Origin of the sequence: Wenjunlia tyrosinilytica (assembly GCF_014646055.1) — a bacterium.
Lineage (GTDB): Bacteria > Actinomycetota > Actinomycetes > Streptomycetales > Streptomycetaceae > Wenjunlia > Wenjunlia tyrosinilytica.
The window spans coordinates 1-22,630 of sequence record NZ_BMMS01000011.1; the positions used below are offsets into that span (position 1 = coordinate 1).

Annotated in this window: 17 protein-coding genes; 5 read left to right on the forward strand and 12 right to left on the reverse strand. The window is 72.1% G+C overall.

The annotated features are described in order from the left end of the window. Positions 1 to 402 precede the first annotated feature (402 nt). A complete protein-coding gene (locus tag IEY86_RS13870) occupies positions 403 to 1,413 on the reverse strand; it encodes a stage II sporulation protein M (protein WP_189131966.1) in 1,011 nt (336 codons plus the stop codon). A 104-nt stretch (positions 1,414 to 1,517) separates the two neighbouring features. Between IEY86_RS13870 and IEY86_RS13875 the strand changes: the two genes are divergently transcribed. Then, the gene (locus tag IEY86_RS13875; protein ID WP_189131967.1) at positions 1,518 to 2,564 is read left to right on the forward strand and encodes an RDD family protein; all 1,047 of its coding nucleotides are present in this window, start codon (positions 1,518 to 1,520) and stop codon (positions 2,562 to 2,564) included. A 219-nt stretch (positions 2,565 to 2,783) separates the two neighbouring features. Here IEY86_RS13875 and IEY86_RS13880 read toward each other — a convergent pair whose 3' ends face one another. Both IEY86_RS13880 and ahcY read right to left on the reverse strand, forming a co-directional pair. Beyond that, on the reverse strand, positions 2,784 to 3,419 hold the full coding sequence (locus IEY86_RS13880) for a hypothetical protein (RefSeq protein WP_189131968.1): 636 nt from the start codon (positions 3,417 to 3,419) through the stop codon (positions 2,784 to 2,786). Between the two features lie 128 nt (positions 3,420 to 3,547). Then, positions 3,548 to 5,005 (reverse strand): adenosylhomocysteinase, encoded by a 1,458-nt coding sequence (gene ahcY, locus IEY86_RS13885; RefSeq protein WP_189131969.1) that lies wholly within the window; start codon positions 5,003 to 5,005, stop codon positions 3,548 to 3,550. Between the two features lie 415 nt (positions 5,006 to 5,420). Between ahcY and IEY86_RS13890 the strand changes: the two genes are divergently transcribed. Continuing rightward, entirely contained in the window at positions 5,421 to 7,571 is a 2,151-nt protein-coding gene (locus IEY86_RS13890; protein WP_373287019.1) for a fructose-specific PTS transporter subunit EIIC, read from the forward strand. Positions 7,572 to 7,714: 143 nt separating this feature from the next. Here IEY86_RS13890 and IEY86_RS13895 read toward each other — a convergent pair whose 3' ends face one another. The 6 genes from IEY86_RS13895 to IEY86_RS13920 all read right to left on the reverse strand — a co-directional run bounded on the left by IEY86_RS13895 (position 7,715) and on the right by IEY86_RS13920 (position 13,856). Then, on the reverse strand, positions 7,715 to 8,698 hold the full coding sequence (locus IEY86_RS13895; RefSeq protein ID WP_189131970.1) for a cation diffusion facilitator family transporter: 984 nt from the start codon (positions 8,696 to 8,698) through the stop codon (positions 7,715 to 7,717). Between the two features lie 73 nt (positions 8,699 to 8,771). Beyond that, positions 8,772 to 10,016 (reverse strand): mannose-6-phosphate isomerase, class I, encoded by a 1,245-nt coding sequence (gene manA / locus IEY86_RS13900; RefSeq protein WP_189131971.1) that lies wholly within the window; start codon positions 10,014 to 10,016, stop codon positions 8,772 to 8,774. Positions 10,017 to 10,145: 129 nt separating this feature from the next. After that, on the reverse strand, positions 10,146 to 11,291 hold the full coding sequence (locus IEY86_RS13905) for an SIS domain-containing protein (RefSeq protein ID WP_189131972.1): 1,146 nt from the start codon (positions 11,289 to 11,291) through the stop codon (positions 10,146 to 10,148). A gap of 195 nt (positions 11,292 to 11,486) precedes the next feature. Continuing rightward, positions 11,487 to 11,672 carry a Trm112 family protein gene (locus tag IEY86_RS13910; protein WP_189131973.1) on the reverse strand — a complete coding sequence of 62 codons (186 nt, stop codon included), beginning with the start codon at positions 11,670 to 11,672 and terminating at the stop codon, positions 11,487 to 11,489. A 282-nt stretch (positions 11,673 to 11,954) separates the two neighbouring features. After that, positions 11,955 to 13,313 carry a phosphomannomutase/phosphoglucomutase gene (locus IEY86_RS13915; protein WP_189131974.1) on the reverse strand — a complete coding sequence of 453 codons (1,359 nt, stop codon included), beginning with the start codon at positions 13,311 to 13,313 and terminating at the stop codon, positions 11,955 to 11,957. An 81-nt stretch (positions 13,314 to 13,394) separates the two neighbouring features. Continuing rightward, positions 13,395 to 13,856 (reverse strand): DUF3499 domain-containing protein, encoded by a 462-nt coding sequence (locus IEY86_RS13920; RefSeq protein ID WP_189132138.1) that lies wholly within the window; start codon positions 13,854 to 13,856, stop codon positions 13,395 to 13,397. Positions 13,857 to 14,054: 198 nt separating this feature from the next. Between IEY86_RS13920 and IEY86_RS13925 the strand changes: the two genes are divergently transcribed. Beyond that, positions 14,055 to 14,489 (forward strand): metallopeptidase family protein, encoded by a 435-nt coding sequence (locus tag IEY86_RS13925; protein ID WP_189131975.1) that lies wholly within the window; start codon positions 14,055 to 14,057, stop codon positions 14,487 to 14,489. Between the two features lie 233 nt (positions 14,490 to 14,722). Here IEY86_RS13925 and IEY86_RS13930 read toward each other — a convergent pair whose 3' ends face one another. The 3 genes from IEY86_RS13930 to IEY86_RS13940 form a co-directional block, all read right to left on the reverse strand. Then, complete coding sequence (locus IEY86_RS13930) at positions 14,723 to 16,201, reverse strand: DUF5719 family protein (RefSeq protein ID WP_189131976.1); 1,479 nt, start codon at positions 16,199 to 16,201, stop codon at positions 14,723 to 14,725. Then, positions 16,198 to 20,286 (reverse strand): glycosyltransferase, encoded by a 4,089-nt coding sequence (locus IEY86_RS13935; protein ID WP_189131977.1) that lies wholly within the window; start codon positions 20,284 to 20,286, stop codon positions 16,198 to 16,200. Before IEY86_RS13935 ends, IEY86_RS13930 begins: the two co-directional genes overlap by 4 nt. Positions 20,287 to 20,556: 270 nt before the next feature. Further along, positions 20,557 to 20,817 (reverse strand): WhiB family transcriptional regulator, encoded by a 261-nt coding sequence (locus IEY86_RS13940; protein ID WP_189131978.1) that lies wholly within the window; start codon positions 20,815 to 20,817, stop codon positions 20,557 to 20,559. An 826-nt stretch (positions 20,818 to 21,643) separates the two neighbouring features. On the opposite strand from IEY86_RS13940, the gene IEY86_RS13945 reads away from it, so the two are divergent. Next, positions 21,644 to 22,189, forward strand: coding sequence for a cysteine dioxygenase (locus IEY86_RS13945; RefSeq protein ID WP_189131979.1), 546 nt, complete (start codon positions 21,644 to 21,646; stop codon positions 22,187 to 22,189). Continuing rightward, entirely contained in the window at positions 22,186 to 22,617 is a 432-nt protein-coding gene (locus tag IEY86_RS13950; RefSeq protein ID WP_373287020.1) for a rhodanese-like domain-containing protein, read from the forward strand. Before IEY86_RS13945 ends, IEY86_RS13950 begins: the two co-directional genes overlap by 4 nt. Positions 22,618 to 22,630 lie beyond the last annotated feature (13 nt).

A 22,630-nucleotide genomic window follows, 5' to 3' on the forward strand; every position in this document is an offset into this window, starting at 1 on the left:
GAGTTCTCAAGGAACGGACGCTTCCTTCAAGACCCTTTCACCGGTCTCTCCGGGCGCTTCCCTTCTTGTTTCTCCAGCTTATCGGACTCGATTCGGCCTTTTCAAATCGGCCTCTTCGCCATCCGGCAGCTTTTCGGAGATTTCCTTCGACTTCGCACCCAAGCCTACCAGGCTTTTGGTGTTCCGTTTCCGGGGGGTGACTCCCGCGAGAAAGGAAGAGTCCATTGGAATTCTTCGGTCTTCTCGGGAGTGGAGTGGATCGTAACTCCTGCCTGCGACTGGTGTCCAGTTTCGCGGCAACCGTTCAAATCTACCTCCCGCCCCACCCCCTGTCAACAGGAGGAGCGGCGCGAAGAGGAGGTTAGCAGTCCCACGGGCTCCCGCGCACATCAGCCCGCACGTTCAGGCGGCGGTGGGCAGCTGGTCGCCCCGGTCGAGCCGTTCCACATCACCCGTCTCGCCGCTCCGTGCCTGCCTGCGGCCCAGGACGAAGACGTAGACGAGGAACAGACCCTCGACCAGCACCCCGATCCCGATCCGCGCCCAGGTGGGCAGCGGGGACGGAGTCACAAAGGCCTCGATGACACCGGAGACCAGCAGCACCAGCGCCAGGCCGATGGCCATCCCGATCGCCGCCCGTCCCTCCTCGGCGAGGGCGGCACGCCTGGTGCGCGGACCCGGGTCAATGACCGTCCAGCCCAGCCGCAGCCCCGTTCCGGCCGCCACGAAGACGGCCGTCAATTCCAGCAGGCCGTGCGGAAGGATCAGTCCCAGGAAGGTGTCGATACGGCCCACCGAGCCCATGAGCCCGATGCCGACGCCGAGGTTCACCACGTTCTGGAACAGCACCCACAGCACAGGAATTCCCAGGAAGGCCCCGAAGACGAGGCAGATGGCGGCGGCCTGGGCGTTGTTCGTCCAGACCTGCGCGGCGAACGAGCCCGCGGGGTGGCTGGAGTAGTACGTCTCGTAGCCCCCTCCCGGCCTGGTCAGGCTCCGCAGGTCGTCCGGTGCCGCGATGGTGGCCTGGACCTCGGGGTGAGCCGCGATCCACCAGCCGATGACGGCCGCGAGCGCCGTAGAGAGCAGTGCGGTCGGGACCCACCAGCGCCGGGAGCGGTAGACAGCGGCGGGAAAGGCCGAGGCGAAGAAATGGGCCACATCGCGCCAGCCCGCCGTACGTGCCCCGGTGACCGCGCTGCGGGCCCGGGCCACCAGCGTGGTGAGCCGGCCGACCAGTGCCGGATCAGGGGCACTCGACTGCACCAGGGACAGATGTGTGGCCGTGCGCTGGTAGAGGGTGACGAGTTCGTCCGTCTCCTCGCCCGACAGCCGGCGGCCCCGCCGCCGCAGCAGCGCGTCCAGGCGGTCCCATTCGGCACGGTGCGCGGCCACGAAGACGTCGAGGTCCATGCGGCTCAGCTTCCCAGACGCCGGATGCGCGTGCCCCGGGGGTGGGAGGCATGCTTGTCGGGCAGGGCTCCCGGGGAGAGGGCCGCGAGGACGAGGGGCGAGCGATGAGTCAGTTGGTCACGGGCGAGGCGGTTGTCCTCGGGCTGCAGCCCGCCAAGCTGCCGAGCCGCATAGTTGCGGTGGCCATCGACCTCGCGGTGTATTGGGGCGTCTACCTCATCCTGGCCATCGCGCTGGTCGGCGCCACCTCGAGCCTGGACGACGCGGCGTCCGCCGCCGTGACCGTGGCGATGCTGCTGTTCCTGCTGGTCGGCGTGCCAGTCGCCGTCGAGACACTGTCGCGGGGGCGTTCCCTGGGGAAGCTGGCGCTCGGGCTGCGGGTGCTGCGGGACGACGGCGGGCCGGTCCGGTTCCGGCATGCGCTGGTGCGCGGTGCCGTGGGGGCCATCGAGATCCAGCTGTCGATGGGGGTGATCGCGAGCATCGCCTCGCTCGTGTCGGCGCGTGGCCGCAGGGTGGGGGATGTCTTCGCGGGGACGCTCGTGGTCCGCGAACGGATCCCGGCGCAGTATCTCCAGCAGCCGCCTCCGCCGCCGTGGCTGGTGGGGCAGTTGGCCGGAATTGATCTGTCGGCGGTGCCGGACGAGCTGTGGCTCGCGGTGCGGCAGTACCTCTCGCGGATGCGGCAGCTGGACCCTCAGGTGAGCTGGGGCATGGCGCAGCGGCTGGCCGCGGATGTGACCGCCCGCACGGGCAGGGCGGTGCCCCAGGGAGTGCCTCCGGCGGCCTATCTGGCGGCGGTCGTGGCCGAGCGGCAGTCCCGGGACGCACGGAGGGTGTTCGGAAGCGCTCAAGCGAACGGAGCCACGGGGGCGCCCGTCGCGGCCGGCCACGCATCCGGTCAGGGGCCGGTCGCCCCGGTGAACGGGCCGACGTACGGGGGGTACGGGCCGATGGGCGGACCCGCGCATGCTCCTGCCGACGGTCACCCGGCGCCCTCGGCTTCTCCTCGGGTCGACGACGGCAGGCCGACCGGCGGTTCCGCGTCCGGCCCCCAGCAATCCGGCACCCAGCAATCCGGCCCTCGGCAATCCGGCACGTCGCGGTCCGGGCAGTCCGGCGGAAGCACGGGGTTCGCTCCTCCCGCGTAGACGAACGAGCCTTCCCGCGGCAGACGATCCTTCCCGCGTAGTCCCTGGTCGGTGGCCCTTAGGCCGTAGGTGTACTCGTAGTCCACGGCATGCGATGGTCCACGGCATGCGATGACCCACGGCATGCGATGGCCCTGGCAGTCCACGGCAGTCCACGGCAGTCCACGGCAGTCAAGTGGTCCACGGCGCGGCCGAGGCGGGCCCTCGGACTCGTCCGGCCTACTCGAAGGCCGGGGGCGGGGACTCGAACGTGGAGGGCGGGGACTCCAGGTCCTCGAGCTCGATCCCGGGGGCCGCGAGGACGACGTCGCCCGCGATGTGCACGGTGTGCTGCTCGCCCGTGTCCATGTCGCTGACCTGGTAGTTCTCCAACATCAGCGGCCCATTGTCAGTGTCGTGTGCTTCAGTGTTCACCAGGGCCCAGGACTGGTCGATGGTGCGTGGCGCGAGGACTGGCGCGGTGAAGGCGACGAGGCGGATTCGGGTGGCGGGGCCACCGGGGTCGAGGCGCAGCAGTCGGGCCGTTGCGATGAGGAAGCCAGGGGAAGTTCCGGCGAATGTGTGGGCGCGGGCGTTGCCTTCCTGCGCTTGCAACCCAGCCGGGTCGGAGCGGACCCAGGTGACGCCTTCGAGGCAGGCGCCGCGGACCTGCCAGCCGGCGGCGTGGAGTTCGAGACGGATGGGTCTGCCGAGAGCGTCGATCGTGAGGTCGACGGAGCCCGAGTGATCGCCCGAGGGAGTGGTGGTCCGCGCGGTGTAGCGCCAGCCGGAGGGGCCGGGGGCGCACTGGAAGTGTTCTTCTCCCAAGGGGGTGCTGTCGTATGGCTCATACAGCGAATAGCGACCGCGTGGCATTGGACGACTCTACGGGGAGCGTGGGCACGGACGGGCGAGGGCCCCCGTGCGGTGGCGGGGGCCCTCGTTGGTCACCGGTGGTTCAGGCGGGGACGGACGCGCTGGTCAGCCTGCGTGTCCGAGACCGGTCAGTAGCGGTAGTGGTCGGACTTGTACGGGCCCTCGACCGGGACGCCGATGTAGGAGGCCTGCTCGGGGCGGAGCTTGGTGAGCTTCACGCCGAGCGCGTCCAGGTGCAGACGGGCGACCTTCTCGTCGAGCTGCTTGGGGAGGACGTACACCCCGACCGGGTACTGCTCGGTCTTGGTGAACAGCTCGATCTGGGCGATCGTCTGGTTGGCGAAGGAGTTCGACATCACGAACGAGGGGTGGCCGGTGGCGTTGCCCAGGTTCAGCAGGCGGCCCTCGGACAGCACGATGATCGTGTGCCCGTCGGCGAAGCGCCACTCGTGGACCTGCGGCTTGATCTCGGTCTTCACGATCCCGGGCAGCTTGGACAGCCCGGCGATGTCGATCTCGTTGTCGAAGTGGCCGATGTTGCCGACGATCGCCTGGTGCTTCATCGCCTCCATGTGCTCGGCGAGGACGATGTCCTTGTTGCCGGTGGTGGTGATGAAGATGTCGGCCGTGCCGACCACGTCCTCCAAAGTGGTCACCTGGTAGCCGTCCATCGCCGCCTGCAGTGCGCAGATCGGGTCGATCTCGGTGACGATGACGCGGGCGCCCTGCCCGCGCAGGGACTCCGCACACCCCTTGCCCACGTCGCCGTAGCCGCAGACGACCGCGACCTTGCCGCCGATCAGGGTGTCGGTGGCGCGGTTGATGCCGTCGATCAGCGAGTGGCGGCAGCCGTACTTGTTGTCGAACTTCGACTTGGTCACCGCGTCGTTGACGTTGATCGCCGGGAAGAGCAGCGTGCCCGCCTGGTGCATCTCGTACAGCCGGTGCACACCGGTGGTGGTCTCCTCCGTCACCCCGCGGATCTCCGAGGCCAGTGCCGTCCACTTGCCCGGCGACTGCGCCAGGGAGCGGTTGAGGAGTTCCAGGATCAGGCGGTACTCGTCGTTGTCAGCGGTGGACGGGTCGGGGGCCGAGCCGGCCTTCTCGAACTCCACGCCCTTGTGCACCAGGAGGGTGGCGTCACCGCCGTCATCGAGGATCATGTTCGGGCCCGGGGCGTCCGGCCAGGTCAGCGCCTGCTCCGTGCACCACCAGTACTCCTCCAGCGTCTCGCCCTTCCAGGCGAACACCGGCACACCCCTCGGCTGCTGCGGCGAGCCCTCCGGCCCCACCGCGACGGCCGCGGCGGCGTGGTCCTGCGTGGAGAAGATGTTGCACGACGCCCAGCGGACATCGGCTCCCAGCGCCACCAGCGTCTCGATCAGCACGGCGGTCTGCACGGTCATGTGCAGGGAGCCGGTGATCCGCGCACCGGCCAGCGGCCGGGCGGCGGCGTACTCGGAGCGGATCGCCATCAGGCCGGGCATCTCGTGCTCGGCCAGCTGGATCTCCTTGCGACCGAAGGCCGCCAGGGAGAGGTCGGCGACCTTGAAGTCGCCTGAAACGGCCGTGGTGGAGGACGTCATGCTGTGGTCTCCTCGGAGTCGGGTTCGAGGGTGGGCGTCGGTCTGTCAGCCGCGGTGGTTTCAGAGCCCGGCGAGGGCTTGACGCGCGCACGCCGAACTGGACCGGTGGTGCCGGTCCTCTACCGCAGCGCAGTCCGTCGGAGGCCCTCTCTCCCTCGGTCGGCCCTCGCGGGCCGCCCGACCGCCATCAGCAGCGACGTCTGGCTCTGTGTACAGAAATCTACACCGATTGTCCGAGCAGCCAAGCGTCCGGCGCGGGTTCGCGCCAACTCTCCAGCGGGGATCGGGTTCCGGCTCGAGGAAACCGATCCCGACCGGTGTGTTGCTAAGCGGTGGGGGGCGGGGCGAGACTCATGCGCCAGCCGGGCAGTTCCTTCCGCGTGACGCGGCCCGGCCCAGCACAACCAAGGAGTCGATGCACGTGACTGGTCCCGACATCCCTCGCGAGAGAGCGGGGAGGAGCGAGCCGGGGCTGAAGCTGCTCGCTGTCACCGCCTGTCCGACGGGGATCGCCCACACCTATATGGCCGCGGAGAAGCTCTCCCAGGCCGCCGCAGCCCTCGGGCACACCATGAAAGTGGAGACGCAAGGTTCGATCGGGGTGGAGAACGCACTGTCTGACAACGATGTCAGAGAGGCTGACGCCGTGATCGTCGCGGCGGACAAGGACGTGGACACGAGCCGGTTCGCCGGGAAGAGGCTGCTGGTGGTGGGGGTCGCCGAGGGGATCCGCCACCCCGAGCGGCTGGTCGAACGGGCCCTTGCCGCCCCCGTGCACCGCGTCGGCGGCTCCGGGGGATCGGCGGCTGCCTCGGGGGCGGCCGCCGGTACTGCGGGCGGCGGCGAACGCAGCGCCGTGTACAAGGCGCTGATGAACGGTGTCAGCTACATGATCCCGTTCGTCGTGGTGGGCGGACTCCTGATCGCGATCTCACTCGCGCTCGGCGGCGACCCCAAGCCGGACGGCGGCCTGGTCATCCCCGAGGGGACGTTCTGGAAGCACGTCAACGACATCGGGGTGATCGGCTTCACGCTGATGGTGCCGGTCCTGTCCGGCTACATCGCCTATGCGATCGGCGACCGGCCGGCGCTGGTGCCGGGCATGATCGGAGGCTGGATAGCCAATACCGGCGCCCTCTACGACAGCAAGTCGGGCGCGGGGTTCATCGGGGCGATCGTGACCGGGTTCCTCGCCGGGCACCTGGTGCTGTGGATCAAGAAGGTGAAGGTCCCGAAGTTCGCCCAGCCGATCATGCCGATCATCGTGATCCCGATCGTGGCGACGGTGACCCTGGGGCTGTTCTTCATCTATGTGATCGGCAAGCCGATCGCCTGGGTCTTCGAGAACCTCACCGACTGGCTGTCCGGCATGACGGGCACCAGTGCGGCGCTGCTGGGCATCATCCTCGGGCTGATGATCGCGTTCGACATGGGCGGGCCGGTGAACAAGACGGCGTTCCTCTTCGGCGCGGGCCTGGTCTCCAAGAATCCGGAGATCATGGGCATGTGCGCGGCGGCGATTCCCGTACCGCCGCTGGGGGTGGGCCTGGCCACGGTGATCCGGCGCGGGTTCTTCACCGAACAGGAGCAGGAGACCGGCTACGCGGCGCTGTTCATGGGGTGCTTCGGCATCACGGAGGGCGCCATCCCGTTCGCGGCCGCTCGGCCGGCGAGGATCATTCCGGCGAATATGATCGGCGGCGCCGTGGCCGGGGCGGTCGCGGGGGTTGCCGGGGTCGAGGACTCGGTCCCCCACGGTGGTCCGATCGTGGCGGTGCTCGGAGCCATCGGCGGTGTGCCGATGTTCTTCGTGGCGGTGCTGGCGGGCACGGCGGCGACCGCGCTGACGGCGGTGGCGTTGATCGGGATGCGGCACAGCGGGAAGGAGGCCGGGGCGCAGGTCGCGGTTCCGTCGCCGGCTCCCGAGCGCGAACTGGCCATGGCGGGCGCGCCCGCCACCGCGACGGGCGCGGTGACCACCGCGAGCACCGGCGACGGCCCCGCCGGCGACACGGGCCCCGGCACGGCCACGAGCACCGGCGACGCTTCGGCCGATGTCCCGGCCGAAAGCCCGGCCGACGATCCCGTCGGCACTCCCACCGGCGAGCCGGGAGTGCTCTGCGGGTATCTCACCAGCGGCACGGTGAAGGAACAGCTGGTCTCGCGGACGAAGAAGGAGGCCATCGAGGAGATGGCCGATCTGCTCGCGTCGACGGGCAAGGTCGCCGACAAGGCCGGGCTCATCGAGGCGGCTCTGGCGCGCGAGGTGCAGGGCACCACGGGTCTGGGTGAGGAGATAGCGATACCCCACGCCAAGTCGGACGCGGTCACGGCTCCGGTGGTCGGGTTCGCCCGATCCGCCGAGGGGATCGAGTGGGGCTCGCTGGACGGGACGACGGCGAAGCTGGTGTTCATGATCTCGGTGCCGGAGGCGGCGGCCGGGGACGAGCACCTGCGCATTCTGGCTCTGCTGTCGCGCAGGCTGGTGGACGCGGACTTCCGTGCGAGATTGCAGGCGGCGCCGACGAGGGAGGAGATCATGCGCTTGCTCGCCGAGATCCGTTAGCCCGGGAGGGAGCCGGGAGGGAGCCGGGAGGGTCCGGAGGGGGCCCGGAGGGAGACGGAACCGGCCGAGGGCCCTCGCTGGTCGGCGGGGCCCTCGGGGACGAACACTGAGGCCGGGCGCGGGTACAGCCTGGCGGCCGGGGGTCAGTGCTCGGAGCCGCCCTGCCCTGTGGCTCCGCCGGGGGTCGCTGTCGGGTCCGGGCCTGCCGCGGCGGCGTCGGCGCTGTAGATGTCGGGTTCGAGGTAGATGACGCGGGCGATCGGCACGGCCTCGCGGATGCGCCGCTCGGCGTCGTCGATGGCCTCGGCGACCACGGCGGCGGTGTCGTCGTGCCGTACCGCGATCTTCGCCGCGACCAGGAGCTCCTCCGGACCCAGGTGCAGGGTGCGCATGTGGATGACACCGGTCACGGTCCTTCCGTCCACCGTGGCCTCGCGGATCTTCTCCACGACCTCGGGCCCCGCGGCCTCGCCGAGCAGGAGCGACTTGGTCTCGGCGGCGAGCACGAGCGCGATCACGACGAGCAGGACGCCGATGCACACGGTTCCGATGCCGTCCCACACACCGTCGTCCGTCAGCAGCGCGAGGCCGACACCGCCGAGGGCCAGCGCGAGGCCGACCAGGGCGCCGAAGTCCTCGAGCAGTACGACGGGCAGCTCGGGAGCCTTGGCACGCCGCACGTACTGCACCCAGGAGAGGTCTCCGCGGGTCTGGTTGGACTCCTTGATCGCGGTCCGGAACGAGAAGCTCTCCGCGATGATCGCGAACACCAGCACGCCCACCGGCCAGTACCAGTGCTCGATGGCGTGCGGGTGCTCGATCTTCTCGTAGCCCTCGTAGAGGGCGAAGACGCCACCGATGGTGAACAGGACGATGGAGACCAGGAAGCTGTAGATGTAGCGCTCGCGGCCGTAGCCGAACGGGTGCTCGGGGGTCGCCGCGCGCTGTGCTTTCTTGCCTCCGATGAGCAGCAGCGCCTGGTTGCCGGAGTCGGCGACCGAGTGCACGCCCTCGGCGAGCATGGACGACGAACCACTGAAGGCGAACGCCACGAACTTCGATACGGCGATCGCGAGGTTGGCGCCGAGCGCCGCCACGATCGCTTTGGTTCCGCCTCCAGCACTCATCTGTGCCCGGTGTCCCTTCGTCAGTCGTCCGGCAAGGCGCACATTCTTGCAGCCTCGACGACCGCCGTTCGGGTCACACCACCACGGTCGCCCTGAAGACGGTTCCCTCCCCGTCGATCTCGACACCCGTTCCGGCTGGGACGAACGCCGACTCACCGCGGGCGAGCACGAGTTCACCGCCGCGGGAGCCGAGGTCGCAGCCACCGTCCGCAGCCTCGCCAACGGCCGCGCCCCGCTCCCGCACCGTGGCCGAGCCGTCCGTGCAGAGCAGGATCTGCGGGACACCCGCGGCCACCTTCCGCGGCCCGACACCGTCGAGGACGTAGCGGGACAGCCGGAACTCGTCGATCGGCGTCGGGTACACCTGCTCGCCGTCCTCCCCCGGCTCCGGGCGCAGCACACCCGGGCCCGAACCGCGGAAGACAACGACCTTCAGCAACTCCTTGACGTCCACGTGCTTCTGGGTGAGGCCGCAGCGCAGCACATTGTCGGAGTTGGCCATGATCTCCACGCCCATGCCGCTGAGGTAGGCGTGCGGCACACCCGCGCCGAGGTAGAGGGCCTCACCGGGGCTGAGCCGGACGTGGTTGAGGAGCATGGCCGCGATGACGCCCGGGTCGCCGGGGTGGGCACGGGCGATGGAGGCGTAGGCGGCGTAGTCGGAGGCGAACGGCCCCGGAACGCAGGCGAGCCGTTCGGCGGCGGCCGCCGCCGGCTCGACCGTTTCCGCGACCCGGCCCTGTTCCGTGGTGAGCACGGTGGTGAGCGCGTCGCGCAGCGCTTCGGCCTCGGGCAGGGCCCGCAGGAGGTCCACGAGGGGCTTGAGCGCGTCGACTCCGAGGGCCTCGATCAGCTCGGCGGCCTCCCGCGTGGGGCGGAACCCGCACAGCCCGTCGAACGGCTCGAGGGCGCAGATCAGCTCGGGCTTGTGGTTGGTGTCCTTGTAGTTGCGGTGCGGGGCGTCGATCGGGACGCCGCGTTCCTCCTCGTCCTCGAAGCCCTGGCGGGCCTGCTCGCGGTCCGGGTGCACCTGGAGCGAGAGCGGTGATCCCGCCGCGAGGACCTTGAGGAGGAAGGGCAGCCTCGGCCCGAACCGCCGCAGCGCCGCCTCGCCGAGCTCACCCTCCGGGTCGGCCTCGATGAGGTCGGCCAGCGATACCGGTCCGGTGCCGCGGTCGAGCCGTGAGGGCGCTCCGGGGTGCGCTCCCATCCACAGCTCGGCCTGGGGGGCTCCGGTCGGCGGCGTGCCGAGGAGAGCCGGGATGGCTGTCGTCGAACCCCAGGCATAGGGGCGGACGGTGTTCGCGAGGCGGTCCATGGCTCCCAACATTCTCTGCCGAGCTGACACAGCGGTTAACTGCGGCCGAACGCATCATCTCGCGAAACCCCCGTCACACCCGCCATCGGGCGCGAGCACTGGCCCGAGCCGCGCGGGACGCGTCGGGCGTCACGACCTGTCGGCGAGCGCCAGATACGCGGAGGCGAAGTCGGTGAGGGCGAGCATCTGGGCGGCCCGTTCCAGCGTGGAGTCGGCGGAGGCGCTGACCTCGCTCAACGCGGTGTTGTTGGCCCGTGCGGCGCGGTGGGCGGCCGTGGCCTCACTGGCCAGGGTGCCGTCGACGTACTCCCGCATGAGCACCACTCTGGGCCGCAGTGCCTTGGGCTCCTCCAGCCGGTCGCGGAAGAAGTCGTCCTCGACGCCGCCCGGGGACAGCGATCCGGCGAGCAGCCCGCGGTGGTCGATGAGGGCGTCCGGGAGCGCGGCGGGCAGCGCCGGGATGCCCGCCCGCTCCGCCAGGCACGAGGCGAACCTGCGGGCGATGGCGTCCGCGGCCATGCCCTCGCTCCACAGCAGCGGCAGGGTGTCGGTCAGCTCGGTGGCGAGCGTCTTGGCGGGGTTCTGGTACGTGGCCGTGGCGGGGCCGCAGCGCGAGGCCATCTCGTCCAGGCGGTCGGCCGCGCTCTGCACCGCGGAGGCGGGGACACTGCCGGTGCCGAGCCGGTCGGCCAGGATGAGCAGGGGAACGAGCAGGGCCCACAGCGCGCCCGCGTCCTCGGCGGCGTCCTCCAGACCGGGCTGGGCCGGCAGGGACGGCTCGGAGGCGAAGGGCGCGGGGGCGAAGGGCAGGGAGAGTCCGCGTGCCTGCTCGGCGGCTTCGGAGAGCGGGGACTCCGGCGGGGTGACGGCGACGACGGAGCACCCGCGCTGGTAAGCCTGCTCGACGAGGTTGGCCAGGCCCGCCTCGGCGCCGTTGGGCGTGGCGAGCAGGAGCAGGTCGAGCGAGCCGGCCCAGCCTGGCAGCGTCCAGTGGGGGAAGCCGTCGGCCCCGGAGGCCGGGCGCAGCGTGAGGACGGGGCAGGCGGCTCCGGCGACCGCTCCGAGGAGTTCTCCGGCGTGCACGGCTGGGCCCTGCCCTGCCACGAGGACATTGCGCGGCCTGCCGTCGGGGCGCAGCGCGGCGAGGCCCGCCTCGTCGGCGAGGCGGGCCGCGGTGCGCACACGGGCTCCGGCCGAGGCGAGCGCGCGCAGCAGTCCCTGCGCGTCGCCGCGGGTGAGGGATTCGGGATCGTCGAGGAGCGCCTCGTCGAGCATCGGTTCCTGGCTCCTCTCGATCCAGCCGGGTCCACCGGCTTCACGCACGGTCTGTTGCTCCGGTCCGGCGCACCGGCTTTCACGCACCGGCTTCATGCGCGGACTTCACGCACCGGCTTCCATTCGGCACCGGACTCCATTCACGACCGGTTTTCCATTCAAGGGGGACGGCCGCTCCACGGGGACGGCCGCGTGTCAGGCCGGTCGGCGCGCCTCGTCGATCAGGAGAACGGGGATGTCGTCGCGGACCGGGTAGGCCAGGCCGCAGTCGGCGGCGGTGCAGACGAGCTCCTGCGCGTCGTCGTCCTCACGCAGAGGTGCGTGGCACTGCGGACAGGCGGCGATCTCGAGGAACGACGGGTCCAACTTCACGGCGGCCATCTCTTTCGTTGTCCTTCGGCGTTCTACGGGCCTGCGGGCGGCCCCGCGCCCCGGTGGTTCCGCGGGCGGGCAAGCCGGGGAGCCCGGTCTCACCCGCGCGCCCCCTGGTGTGAGCGTACCTCCGGGGCTTGCCGGGCCGTCAGCCGCGGACGGCCCGGTGGGCGCGAACGGCCGCCGGGGGCGCGGGAAGTCGGCACTCGCGCCCCCGCCGATCGAACATCGAACAAGTACCACCACCGGGCGTCGCGGCTGCGCCGGACGCCGAGCACGCGGGCAGGCGCTTCACGTCCGGACGATGCCCAGGACCTCGTCGCGGACTGCGGCGCAGGTGTCGGCGTCGCGCGCCTCCACGTTCAGGCGCAGCAGCGGCTCGGTGTTGGAGGGGCGCAGGTTGAACCACCAGTCGGCCGCCGTGACGGTGAGGCCGTCGAGCTCGTCGATCTCCACGTCGTCCCGCCCGGTGTACCGCTCCTTGACGGCCGCCGCGCGCCCCGCCTGGTCGTCGACGGTGCTGTTGATCTCGCCGGAGGCGGCATAGCGGTCGTACTGGGCGACCAGTCCGGACAGCGGTCCCGGCTGCTCGCCGAGCGCGGCCAGCACATGGAGGGCCGCGAGCATGCCGGTGTCGGCGCGCCAGAAGTCGCGGAAGTAGTAGTGGGCGGAGTGCTCGCCGCCGAAGACCGCTCCGGTGCGGGCCATCTCCTCCTTGATGAACGAGTGGCCGACGCGGGTGCGCACGGGCGTGCCGCCGTTCTCCCGTACGACCTCGGGCACGGACCAGGAGGTGATGAGGTTGTGGATGACGGTGTCGCCGGGGTGCTTGGCCAGTTCGCGGGCGGCGACGAGAGCCGTGATCGCCGACGGGGAGACGGGCTCGCCCCGCTCGTCGACGACGAAGCACCGGTCGGCGTCGCCGTCGAAGGCCAGTCCGATGTCCGCCCCGGTCTCGCGCACCTTCGCCTGGAGGTCGACGATGTTCTCCGGGGCGAGGGGGTTGGCCTCGTGGTTGGGGAAGGTGCCGTCGAGCTCGAAGTACATGGGGACGAGGTCCAGCGGCAGCCCGTCGAAGACAGTGGGCACGGTGTGGCCGCCCATCCCGTTGCCCGCGTCGACCACGACCTTCAGCGGGCGGCTCGCGGTCAGGTCGACCAGGCCGCGCAGGTGGTCGGCGTACCCGCGCAGGGTGTCCCGCTCGGTGATCGTTCCGGGCTTCTCGACGGGGGCCGGGGCGCCCTTGTCGGCCCAGGACTCGACGAGTTCGCGGATCTGGGACAGGCCGGTGTCCTGGCCGACCGGGGAGGCGCCGGCGCGGCACATCTTGATGCCGTTGTACTGCGCGGGGTTGTGGCTGGCGGTGAACATGGCGCCGGGCATGTCGAGGCTGCCGCTGGCGTAGTAGAGCTGGTCCGTGGAGCACAGGCCGATCAGGACGACATCGGCGCCGCGGGCTGCCGCGCCCCGGGCGAACGCCTGGGACAGTCCGGGCGAGGAGGGCCGCATGTCGTGGCCGATGACGACGGACTCGGCATCGGTGATCTGCGCGAACGCCGAGCCGAACAGCTCCGCGAGGGATTCGTCCCACTGGTCCGGCACGACACCGCGCACGTCGTAGGCCTTGACGATCCGTGACAGGTCGACCACAGCAGCTCCCAATCCAGTTGTCGTGTTCGCCGCGCAACAACCTACCCGTGGTGCGTGGATCGAACCCGTTCGCGGCTCGGGTCAGGCGTCGGGTGAGCGCAGTACTCGCAGGTGGCCGCGTCTGGCGACCTCCATCGGGTCCGCCTCCCGGCCGACGCGGTGGCCCGAGGGGCGCTCGGGCGGGCGGGCCGCTTCCCGCACGGCGTTGGCGAGGGCTTCGAGATCGTCACCGGTGGGCCGCGCGGGGCCGGTGTCGACGGCGAGCCGGACGACCTCCCAGCCCCGGGGGGCCGTCAGCCGCTCTGAATGCTCCGAGCACAGGTCGTAGCAGTGCGGTTCCGCATAGGTGGCGAGAGGGCCGAGTACGGCGGTCGAGTCCGCGTAGACGTACGTCAGCGTCGCGACGGCAGGGCGGCCGCACGCGGTGCGCGAACAGCGACGTACAGGGCTCACGACGTTGGACGGTACCGCACTCTTGAGCGGGCCGCGACGACTCTCCCCCTCCTCACCCCGACGTGTCGTCCGCGGCCCCTTGTTGCCGATCACTTCCGGCCAAAGCCGCTGACCAGCGGCGGGGCAGCGGCCTCCGGCGGCACCGAAGACGAAAGCGGTCACCATTGATCCCAATACCGGTCGAACCGCTCGGGACGACCGATCGTTTCTGCGGCCGAAATCTCTCCCGGCCGACCGTGGATCGCTCATGGGCAGACAGCTCGTCCCCGGCGGCTACTCTCGGACGTGATGGACAACTCAGGACCTCCACGCACACCTCGGCCTCGCCGCCGGGACCGGCACGGGCGCGGCATGCGCGGCCCGATCGCGCCTCCCCAGGTGCCGCTCGCGCTGACCCGCTCCGAGGCCTTCGACGACCTCGTGCGCGAGTCGGCGGACCGGCTCGAGCGCCGGTTCCCGCAGCTCTCCGAGGTGCAGTTCGCCGTGCAGGAGGTGCCGCCGACCATCAAGAGCGGGGACTCGGACACCGTGCCGCTGGGGCGCATCATCTCCTCGGCCAAGAGCCCGCCGGACCGCATTGTGATCTACCGGCGTCCGGTGGAGATCCGCGCCAAGAGCCGCGAGGACCGGGCGGCCCTGGTGCACGAGATCGTGGTGGAGCAGGTGGCCGAGCTCCTCGGGCTCTCCCCGGAGGCGGTCGACCCCCGCTACGGGCAGGACTGACGCCACACGCAGGACCCGCGCCACGGACAGGACCGGCGCCACGGGAAGGACCGGCGCCACGGGAAGGACTTGGGAGGGCGGGCAGGACCGGGGCCCCGCGGGGCGGCGCAGGTCCGGACACCGGGCGGCGCAGGTCCGGACGCGGACCCGCCCGCTGTCCCGCCCGGGGCGCCCCTCCGCCCCGGCCGCCGACAGCACCCGTTGCACCGCCCTTGCCCCTCCCAGTCCTCCTCCTACTCCTGGTTGAGGATCGAGAGGTCTTCCTTCGAGGTGGGGACGGCCACCGTGGCGTGGTCGTCGGGCATGGTCTGCAAGGTGAACATCGGCAGGCCGCCCGTCGACGCGGTCAGCATCCGGCAGGCGTGGACCGGCCCGCCCGAGACGGGCTCGACGCTCACCGAGAAGACGCCCTTGCCCGAGGGCTTCGGCGGCTCGATCGCCAGTGTCGCCCCCTGCTTGACCTCGACCGTCCTGCTCACCGGCTTGCCGCCACCGGCGGGCGCCGAGGAGGTCACCCTGACCTTGGCCGCCTTGTCCGGGGCGGTGAGGAAGAGCGTCGAGCCCTTCTCGGTGTTCCCCGACACGGTGGCCCTCTCGACGGCCCTGGGTGTGGCGGAGGCGAAGGCCATCTCCTGCGCGGCCGCCTTGCCCCGGACCACCCGCACCGACGCCACGACCGGCACCGCGTGCTTGGGGTCACTGGGCGTCAGGACGAGCGAACCGGCCTCGCCCTGCGTGATCCTGTCGAGGTCGACGGCGGTCGTCATGCCGTTCTTCACGTGCAGCGTCTCGTGCCCGGCCGGGGAGATCGACCCGGTCGGCGTGGCGACCTTCACATTGAGGTCGGCGTCCTCGCTGCCGGGGGCGAAGACCACGAGGCGGGCCTTGGTGGTGTCCTTCGGCAGTCCCGGCAGCACCACGCCGTCCGAGCCGGAGGCGGACGCGGGCACCCAGTCGCCGCCGAGGGAGGAGTCGACGGCCTGGAGCCCGGCGCCGACGCGGCCGGACCTGGCCAGGACGTGGAGGGTGAGGTTCTCCTCGTTCCCGGAGGCGAGGGTGGACAGGCGGACGGGGACGGAGCCGTGCGCCGGAACGCTCACGTCGTTGCCCGAGGGGGTGTTGATCTCGCCCTTCGCGCCGTAGAGCTCGAGGTCCACGACGGCCGGGGTGTCGTCCGGGTTGGTCAGGTGGATGTAGTCCTGCCGCGACTTGGCGGTGCTCGCTCCGGGGAACCAGTACTCCGCCCCGGGCGCGGTGCACGAGGTGCCCAGCAGCCCATGGCCGTCACCGGCGCTGATCTCGGTGGTCTGCTGGACGGTGTAGCCGGGGGCGAGCACACCGTCGGCCGTGCCGACCAGCGCGGGCGCCTTGGCGTCCCCGGTACTGGCCGAGACCGGCTTGCCCGGTGCGGTCAGCGGCGCGACAGGCTTGGCCTTCGGGTCGGGCTTGCCGTCGCGCGCCGGGAGGAGCTGGGCCTTGCCGCCCTGCCCCGCGCCGGTGCCGGGTGAGAAGGCGGTGTAGGCGGTCTTGGCGAAGTCGGAGGCCGCCGGGGCGGGGCAGGTGACCGTGCTGCGCTGCACGGGCATCCGCTTCGCGGCGGCGACGGGCGAGGGAGCGGCCTTGTCCCGCTCCGGCGCGGTGACCGAGGCGACTCCGCCGACGGCGCCGAGGGCGGCCACCGCGGCGATCAGGGACACGGTGGTGCGCTTCACTGCTCGCTCCCGTCGCGGCGCTCGGACTCGCCGTGCTCGTTGGGGTCGCCCTGCTGGCCGTAACCGGTGGCGGGGTCGGGGTCGGGGTACTGCCCGCCGTAGCCGTAGGGGTCGGTGTACTGGCCCGGGTCCGGGTAGCCCTCCGGGGCGTACGGCTGCTGGTACTGGCCGCCGTAGTCGCCGGGCGCGGTGTAGGGGGCGGCGGGAGGCTGGTCCGCGTCCGCGTACGGCCCCTGCGCGAAGCCGCCCTGCTGGGCGTCCTGCCCGAACCCGTCCTGCCCGAACCCGTCCTGCCCGAAGCCGCCCTGAGCGGTGTCCCCCTGAGCGGTGTCGCCCCGAGCGGTGTCGCCCTGCTGATACTGCTCGCCGCCGTACTGGCCGGCCGGGTAGCCGCCCTGGGCGTACTGGTCGGGCGGGTACTGGCCCGGCGCGTGGGGCTGCGGCGGGTAGTCGTCGTACGGATACTGCTCCGGCACGTACACCGGCGCCGCCTGGGTCCGGGAGGGCGGGTTGGGCGCGAAGGCGTCCCACTCGGCCGCTTGCTCCGGAGCGTCGGCGGGGTTCCCCCGGCCCTGTGCGCCCACCGGCGCGGGCTGCGCCGGGATGTCGGGGAAGTCCGGCCCGGGGAAGGCCGGTTCGGGGAGGTCCGGTGCCCCCGTGGGCTCCGGCACCTGCGATGGCTCGAAGGCCCCTGCCCGCCGCGGTGCCTCGGCGGCTTCGGCGGCGGCCTGTGCCCGCAGCCTGCGGGCCCTGCGGCCGTCGCCGGAGGCCGCGAGGTCGGCGGCGACCGGAGCCGGTGCGGCCTCGGCGGCCGCCTCCTCGTCCTCGACCTCCGCCTCCGCCCGCCTGCCGGGCAGGGCGAGCACCAGCACCACGAGCGCCAGGAAGCCCTGCGCCCACAGCCAGGCCGCATGCGTGACGGGGGTGTCATGGACGACATCCAACGCGCCGCCCTCGGCGGGCAGTTCGAAGCCCTGCGCCCAGCCGTCCAGCGTGGTCGGCGTCAGCGCCCTTCCGTTGAGCGTGGCCCGCCACCCGCTGTCGGTGGCGTCGGCGATCCGCAGCACCCGGCCCGCGGCGCCGGCCGGGATGCTCGTGTGCGTCTCGACCGGTCCCGAGGCGACGGCGACGGGCTGGGCGGAGTCCTTCTCCTGCACGGTGACGCGGGCGACCGTCCGGTCCACGCGCCACAGAGCCGTCCCGTTCTCCTGGCTGACCCGGAGGATGCCGGGAGTGCTGTCGAGGACGGTGCTCAGCTCGTGCTGGGCGGGGCCGTCCTGGACGAGGACGTAGCGGACGGCGTAGGAGGACAGCCGGCCCGCCTGGTCCGCACCGGATCCGGCGAGCAGGTTGTTCACGACCTCGCCGAGCCTGCGGTCGACGCCGTCGCGGGCGGCGATCTCCGCCTCGCCCAGACGTGCTCCGGAACCGCGCACGAGCACGAAGGAGATGTCGGAGCGCGATCCGCCGCTGAGCACGAGGGTGCGTGCCTGGTCGCGGGTGGAGCTCTCCTCGGCGACGAACGCCGGTACCTGCACCGGATCACGCCGCTCCAGCGGGTCCCCGGCGCCGCGCAGCAGCCACGCGCCCGCCGCGAACAGCGGGGCCGCGGCGGCCGCGAGGCCGATGAGCACGGCGGCGGGCTGGCGCCAGCCGAAGCTGAGCCCGGCCACCCGTGTCCTGATGCCCTCGGCGCCCACCGCGGACGCGGTCAGCAGGGCCAGGGAGTACAGCAGCACGGCGGGTCCCGGCCACGCCGGTCCGGCGGCGAGCCCCGGCGACGGGGTGACGTCGGTGGTGTTCATCGGCAGCGCGAACAGCAGCCCGGTCAGGGCCACTCCCCATGCCGCGAGGACCGCGGTGCGCCGCTCCGGGCGCAGCAGGGCGGCGAGCCCGGCGAGCAGGATGCCGACGAGGAAGGTGCCGGACAGGACCCCGGGGCCGCCGGGGTTGAGCAGGATCAGATCGCTCGCGCCCGCCGCGGCGCCGCCGGAGTACGGCAGGCCCGCCTCCAGCAGGAAGCGGGAGGGGCTGGAGAGCAGCCCGAGCGACCAGGGCGCGAGCAGGAGCAGCGGGGTTGCGAGCAGGGCGGCGGCCCGCAGCAGGAGCGGCACCACGAGCTGCGCCTGCTTGGCGAGCACCCGGGCGACGACGGCCGCGACCGCGAGCACGGCGGCGATCGGCCACACGATGGGGGTGAACGCCGTGGTGACGGTGAGGAGGAGGGCCAGCGCCCACAGGCCGCGCCGGCTGGGGCGCGCGCCGCGCTCGACGGCGGCGCGGCCGAGCCGCAGACCCGAGGCGGCGACCCCGGCGCGGGCCATGAGCGGCAGGAGCACGGCCAGGACGGCGGTGCCGATCCGGCCGGCGGCGAGCGCCCCGGTGATGGCGGGCAGCAGGGCGTAGGCGACGCTCGCCCAGGCCCTCAGCACACGGGAGGCGACCAGGGGGCGCGAGGCGAAGTAGGCGGTCAGCCCGGCGAGCGGGACGGAGCCGATCAGGAGCAGGGTGACGGCGAGCCCGGCCTTGCCCAGCAGGAGGGTGGCGAGGACGGCGAGCACCGCGAGATAGGGGGGTGCCGAGCTGGTGCCCCCGGTGCCGACGGCGTGCCAGCTGTCGCCGATGAGCGCCCACAGGTCGGAGGCGCCCGCGGACGCGGGCAGCATGGCGCCGCCGGACAGTGATCCCCCGCCGAGCAGTTGCCGGTTGGCCAGGAGGGAGACGAGCAGGAGCGCGGCGAACAGGACGGGGGCGGGCTTGCGGGCGATGCGCTTGAGCCGCGCGAAGTTCTCCACTTCGAGGAAGTCGGCGTCCTCGTCTCCGGGCCCGGACTCGACGGCTCCGTGCCGTCCGGCGGACGCCTCTGCGTCGGACCTGCCTCCGCCGAGTCCGGCGACGATCTGTTCGGCGGTGAGCCGGACGGTCGCGCCGGGCGGCGGGAATAGCGGGCGCAGTTCGGCGGCGTCGACGCGGCCCGCGGCCTTGCGGCGGCGGCGCCCGGACAGGATCCGGCCGGGCCGCAGGAGGACTCCGGTCAGTCCCGCCATCTCGTCGAGCGCCTGGCCCGGGACCTTGCCGACGAGGTAGGCGAAGGTGCGCAGGAGGGTGCCGACGACGAGCCTGAGCAGGACATAGGGCAGGACACGGCCGCGGGAGTTGGTGAGGAGGGTGTAGGCGGCGCCGGCCTTGTCCACGCGGTGCGGCCGGTTGACGGCGCAGTCGATGGGGCGGCGTTCGCGGGCGGCGGCCTCGGCGTGGCGCAGGACGGCGTCGGGGGCGACGAGCACCCGGTGGCCCGCGGCCTGGACGCGCCAGCAGAAGTCGACGTCGTCGCGCATGAGCGGCAGGCGCCGGTCGAAGCCGCCGAGCTCCTCCCACACGTCGCGGCGCACGAGCATGCCGGCGGAGGAGACGGACAGGACCTGGCGGACCTGGTCGTGCTGGCCCTGGTCCTGCTCCTTGCGGTCCAGGCCGGTCCAGCGGCGGCCGCTGTGGGCGATGCTGACGCCCGCTTCGAGGAGCTGGCGCCGGTCGTACCAGCTGCGCAGCTTCGGTCCGACGACGGCGGCGGAGGGGCTGGAGTCGGCGACGCGCAGGAGCTGGGCGAGGGCGTCGGGGGTGGGCTCGCAGTCGTCGTGGAGGAGCCAGAGCCACTGGACGGGCTCGGGGAGCTCCTGGTCGAAGGAGGGGTCGTCGTCGCGCCAGCTGCGGGTGACGGGGTCCCAGCCGCTGCGGCGGGCGAGGTAGGGCAGCGACTCGGTGTCGACCGGTCCCGCGAGGCGGGCGGCCTCGTCGACGGCGGCGCCGAAGCCGGTGCGGCGGGCGAGGTGGAGGACCCGGTCCTTGCCGAGGCTGTCCTCGAGGAGGTTGGCGGACTCGTCGGCGCTTCCGGTGTCCGCGGCGACGACGTTCTGGACGGGGCGGTCCTGGCCGTGGAGCCCGGACAGGGCCCGGGGCAGCCAGCGGGCGCCGTCGTGGGCGACGATCACGGCCGTGACGACATGGCGCGGGAACTCGGGCGTGCCCGAGTGCGGGTGGTGCTGGGCCTGGTGCGGCTGGGCCGTCTGATGGCTGTGAACGGACATCGAGGAAGCGGGCCCCGGTTCGCTGGACAGTGGGGACGCGCGCGTGAGCCTCACGCGTCTCGGACGGCCCCCCACACTAACGGCTCACGCAAGAGGCGTTCCGGTGCGGGAGCCAAGGCCGGGCCAAGGCCCCGCCTCAGGAGGAGGACTGCGACAAAGGTCCGCCTCCCACGGCAGCGCGCGCGGAAGACGGACCTGGTCCTCGGCCGCCTCGACCGGCCGTGAGGTGACGGCGGGCGGCCGACGGCGTCGGCGGGTGGGCCTGCGGCGTCAGACGGCCGCCTTCTTGAGCCTGCGGCGCTCGCGCTCGGACAGGCCGCCCCAGATGCCGAACCGCTCGTCGTTGGCGAGGGCGTACTCGAGGCACTCCGAGCGGACCTCGCAGGCCAGGCAGACCTTCTTGGCCTCGCGGGTGGAGCCGCCCTTCTCGGGGAAGAAGGACTCCGGGTCGGTCTGGGCGCACAGCGCGCGCTCCTGCCATCCGAGCTCTTCTTCGGCTTCATCGCCCAGTAGCTCAAAAAGCTCGGTCATATGCGCCCCTCGCTCCTGTTTGCATCCCCGTGATGTCGTGATGCCGTCGTCATCTAGTCCGATACGACCGAACGACACGAGTGAAATTACAAGTGTGCCGATCCAGCTCAGTCAAGCCGAGATCTGCTATTGGGCCGTTCATTCACTCCACGGAACCAAGGGTTCGCGGAAAGTGTTCAAATCTGCCCAAACTCCGACAAGCAGCTCCGCGCTCCCCGCGCGACGCCACTTACCACCCATGGACGCGGCCCGAAGAGATCGGGTTGCACATCTGTGCGAGGAGGCGTTGCGGATCGCCGCCCGCCACGGAAACGTTTCGCGGTTCGCCCCGAGGGGCGCCCCGGAGGTACGCCCCGCACACGGGATGCTGCGCCACGTTCCCGGTGCCTGTGTGCACAAACCTTTCAGCGGTGCCTGCCGCCGGAACGGGTGAAAGATTCGCCACACCGCGGGACAGTCGGTTGACAGTCGCCCTCTTGACAAGGTGTCCTGGACCGCATGTCAGTGACCCACGCACCCACCCGGACTCGCCGTGCCGAGCTCCGCCGTGCCGTGACGGCCCACTGCTTCCAGCTCTCCGGCTGCTGTCGCAGCTGTTCCTGCTGACGCCCGAGGCGCAGCCACTGCCGCTCCCGCGCTGATCCGCGCGGTCGCAGCGACGTCTTTCCGGTACCGACCGCCGAGGCCATCAGGCCCGGCCGCCGATGCCACCGCGGCCCCGCCCCAGTCCCCGGCGGACGCCCTCGCGCACGCGGAGCCCGCGCCACCGCGCGGACGCGGCGCAGCCGACTTCCGGTACTTCCTCCCGCCATAGGACACCGCAACCGTGTACAGCCCCTCTCCCCTCGCCGCCGAGGTCCCGCAGCTCAGCGACATCTCCATCGGCGGCGACCCGCTCGCCGTGGAGCATCTGGCCCCCGCCCGCCCCGAGCACCCGCGAACCGTCGCCGAGTTCGCCGGGCTGGCGTGCGCCGTGGCCGGGGACCGCGCGCGCTGGGCGCCGCTGGTCGAGTACGACCCCGTGAGCCGCTGGTACCACCGGCTCGAGACCGGCCCCGGCTACGAGGTGTGGCTGCTGACCTGGCTGCCGGGGCAGAGCAGCGGGCTGCACGACCACGGCCGCTCCTCGGGTGTCGTCACCGTTCTCGAGGGCACGCTCACCGAACGCTCCCTCACCCGCTCGGGTGAGGCCCGGCGCGAACTGCGGCCAGGCAGCCAGCGGGTGTTCGGCCCCGGCTACCTGCACGAGGCCGTCAACGACAGCCTGGAGCCCGCGGTCAGCCTCCACGTCTACTTCCCCGGCCTGACCGAGATGACGCAGTACCCGCACCTGCCTCACGTGTGCAGCTCGGTAGTGGGGGAGACCCGGTGAGCGAGACCGTCGACAGCCTGGTTGACCGGGCCAGGGCCCGCATCGGCAGGCTCACCCCCGAGCAGGCGCGCGGCGCCGTCGAGGCCGGCGCCGTGCTGGTGGACACCCGCTACCAGGCGCTGCGCGAGCGGGACGGACTGATACCGGGCGCGGTGATCGTGGAACGCAACGAGCTGGAGTGGCGCTTCGACCCGGCGTGCCCGTACAAGCTGCCGCAGGCGGTGGACCACGACGTGCATGTGATCGTGGTGTGCAACGAGGGCTATGCCTCTTCCCTGGCCGCCGCCTCCCTGCGCGACCTCGGACTGCGGCGGGCGGACGACCTGGACGGCGGCTTCCAGGCATGGGCGGCCGCGGGACTGCCCGTCGTCCCGGCGGCCGGCGCCGGTGGAGGCGAGGGCGGCAAGGGCGCGGCGCTGCGCCACTGAACCGCCTGGCAGA

Bases quoted from the DNA above. Each gene is read 5' to 3' on its own strand.
- IEY86_RS13870 (WP_189131966.1), bottom strand. From the start codon at position 1,413: ATGGACCTCGACGTCTTCGTGGCCGCGCACCGTGCCGAATGGGACCGC.
- IEY86_RS13875 (WP_189131967.1), top strand. From the start codon at position 1,518: ATGAGTCAGTTGGTCACGGGCGAGGCGGTTGTCCTCGGGCTGCAGCCC.
- IEY86_RS13880 (WP_189131968.1), bottom strand. From the start codon at position 3,419: ATGCCACGCGGTCGCTATTCGCTGTATGAGCCATACGACAGCACCCCC.
- ahcY (WP_189131969.1), bottom strand. From the start codon at position 5,005: ATGACGTCCTCCACCACGGCCGTTTCAGGCGACTTCAAGGTCGCCGAC.
- IEY86_RS13890 (WP_373287019.1), top strand. From the start codon at position 5,421: ATGCACGTGACTGGTCCCGACATCCCTCGCGAGAGAGCGGGGAGGAGC.
- IEY86_RS13895 (WP_189131970.1), bottom strand. From the start codon at position 8,698: ATGAGTGCTGGAGGCGGAACCAAAGCGATCGTGGCGGCGCTCGGCGCC.
- manA (WP_189131971.1), bottom strand. From the start codon at position 10,016: ATGGACCGCCTCGCGAACACCGTCCGCCCCTATGCCTGGGGTTCGACG.
- IEY86_RS13905 (WP_189131972.1), bottom strand. From the start codon at position 11,291: ATGCTCGACGAGGCGCTCCTCGACGATCCCGAATCCCTCACCCGCGGC.
- IEY86_RS13910 (WP_189131973.1), bottom strand. From the start codon at position 11,672: ATGGCCGCCGTGAAGTTGGACCCGTCGTTCCTCGAGATCGCCGCCTGT.
- IEY86_RS13925 (WP_189131975.1), top strand. From the start codon at position 14,055: ATGGACAACTCAGGACCTCCACGCACACCTCGGCCTCGCCGCCGGGAC.
- IEY86_RS13935 (WP_189131977.1), bottom strand. From the start codon at position 20,286: ATGTCCGTTCACAGCCATCAGACGGCCCAGCCGCACCAGGCCCAGCAC.
- IEY86_RS13940 (WP_189131978.1), bottom strand. From the start codon at position 20,817: ATGACCGAGCTTTTTGAGCTACTGGGCGATGAAGCCGAAGAAGAGCTC.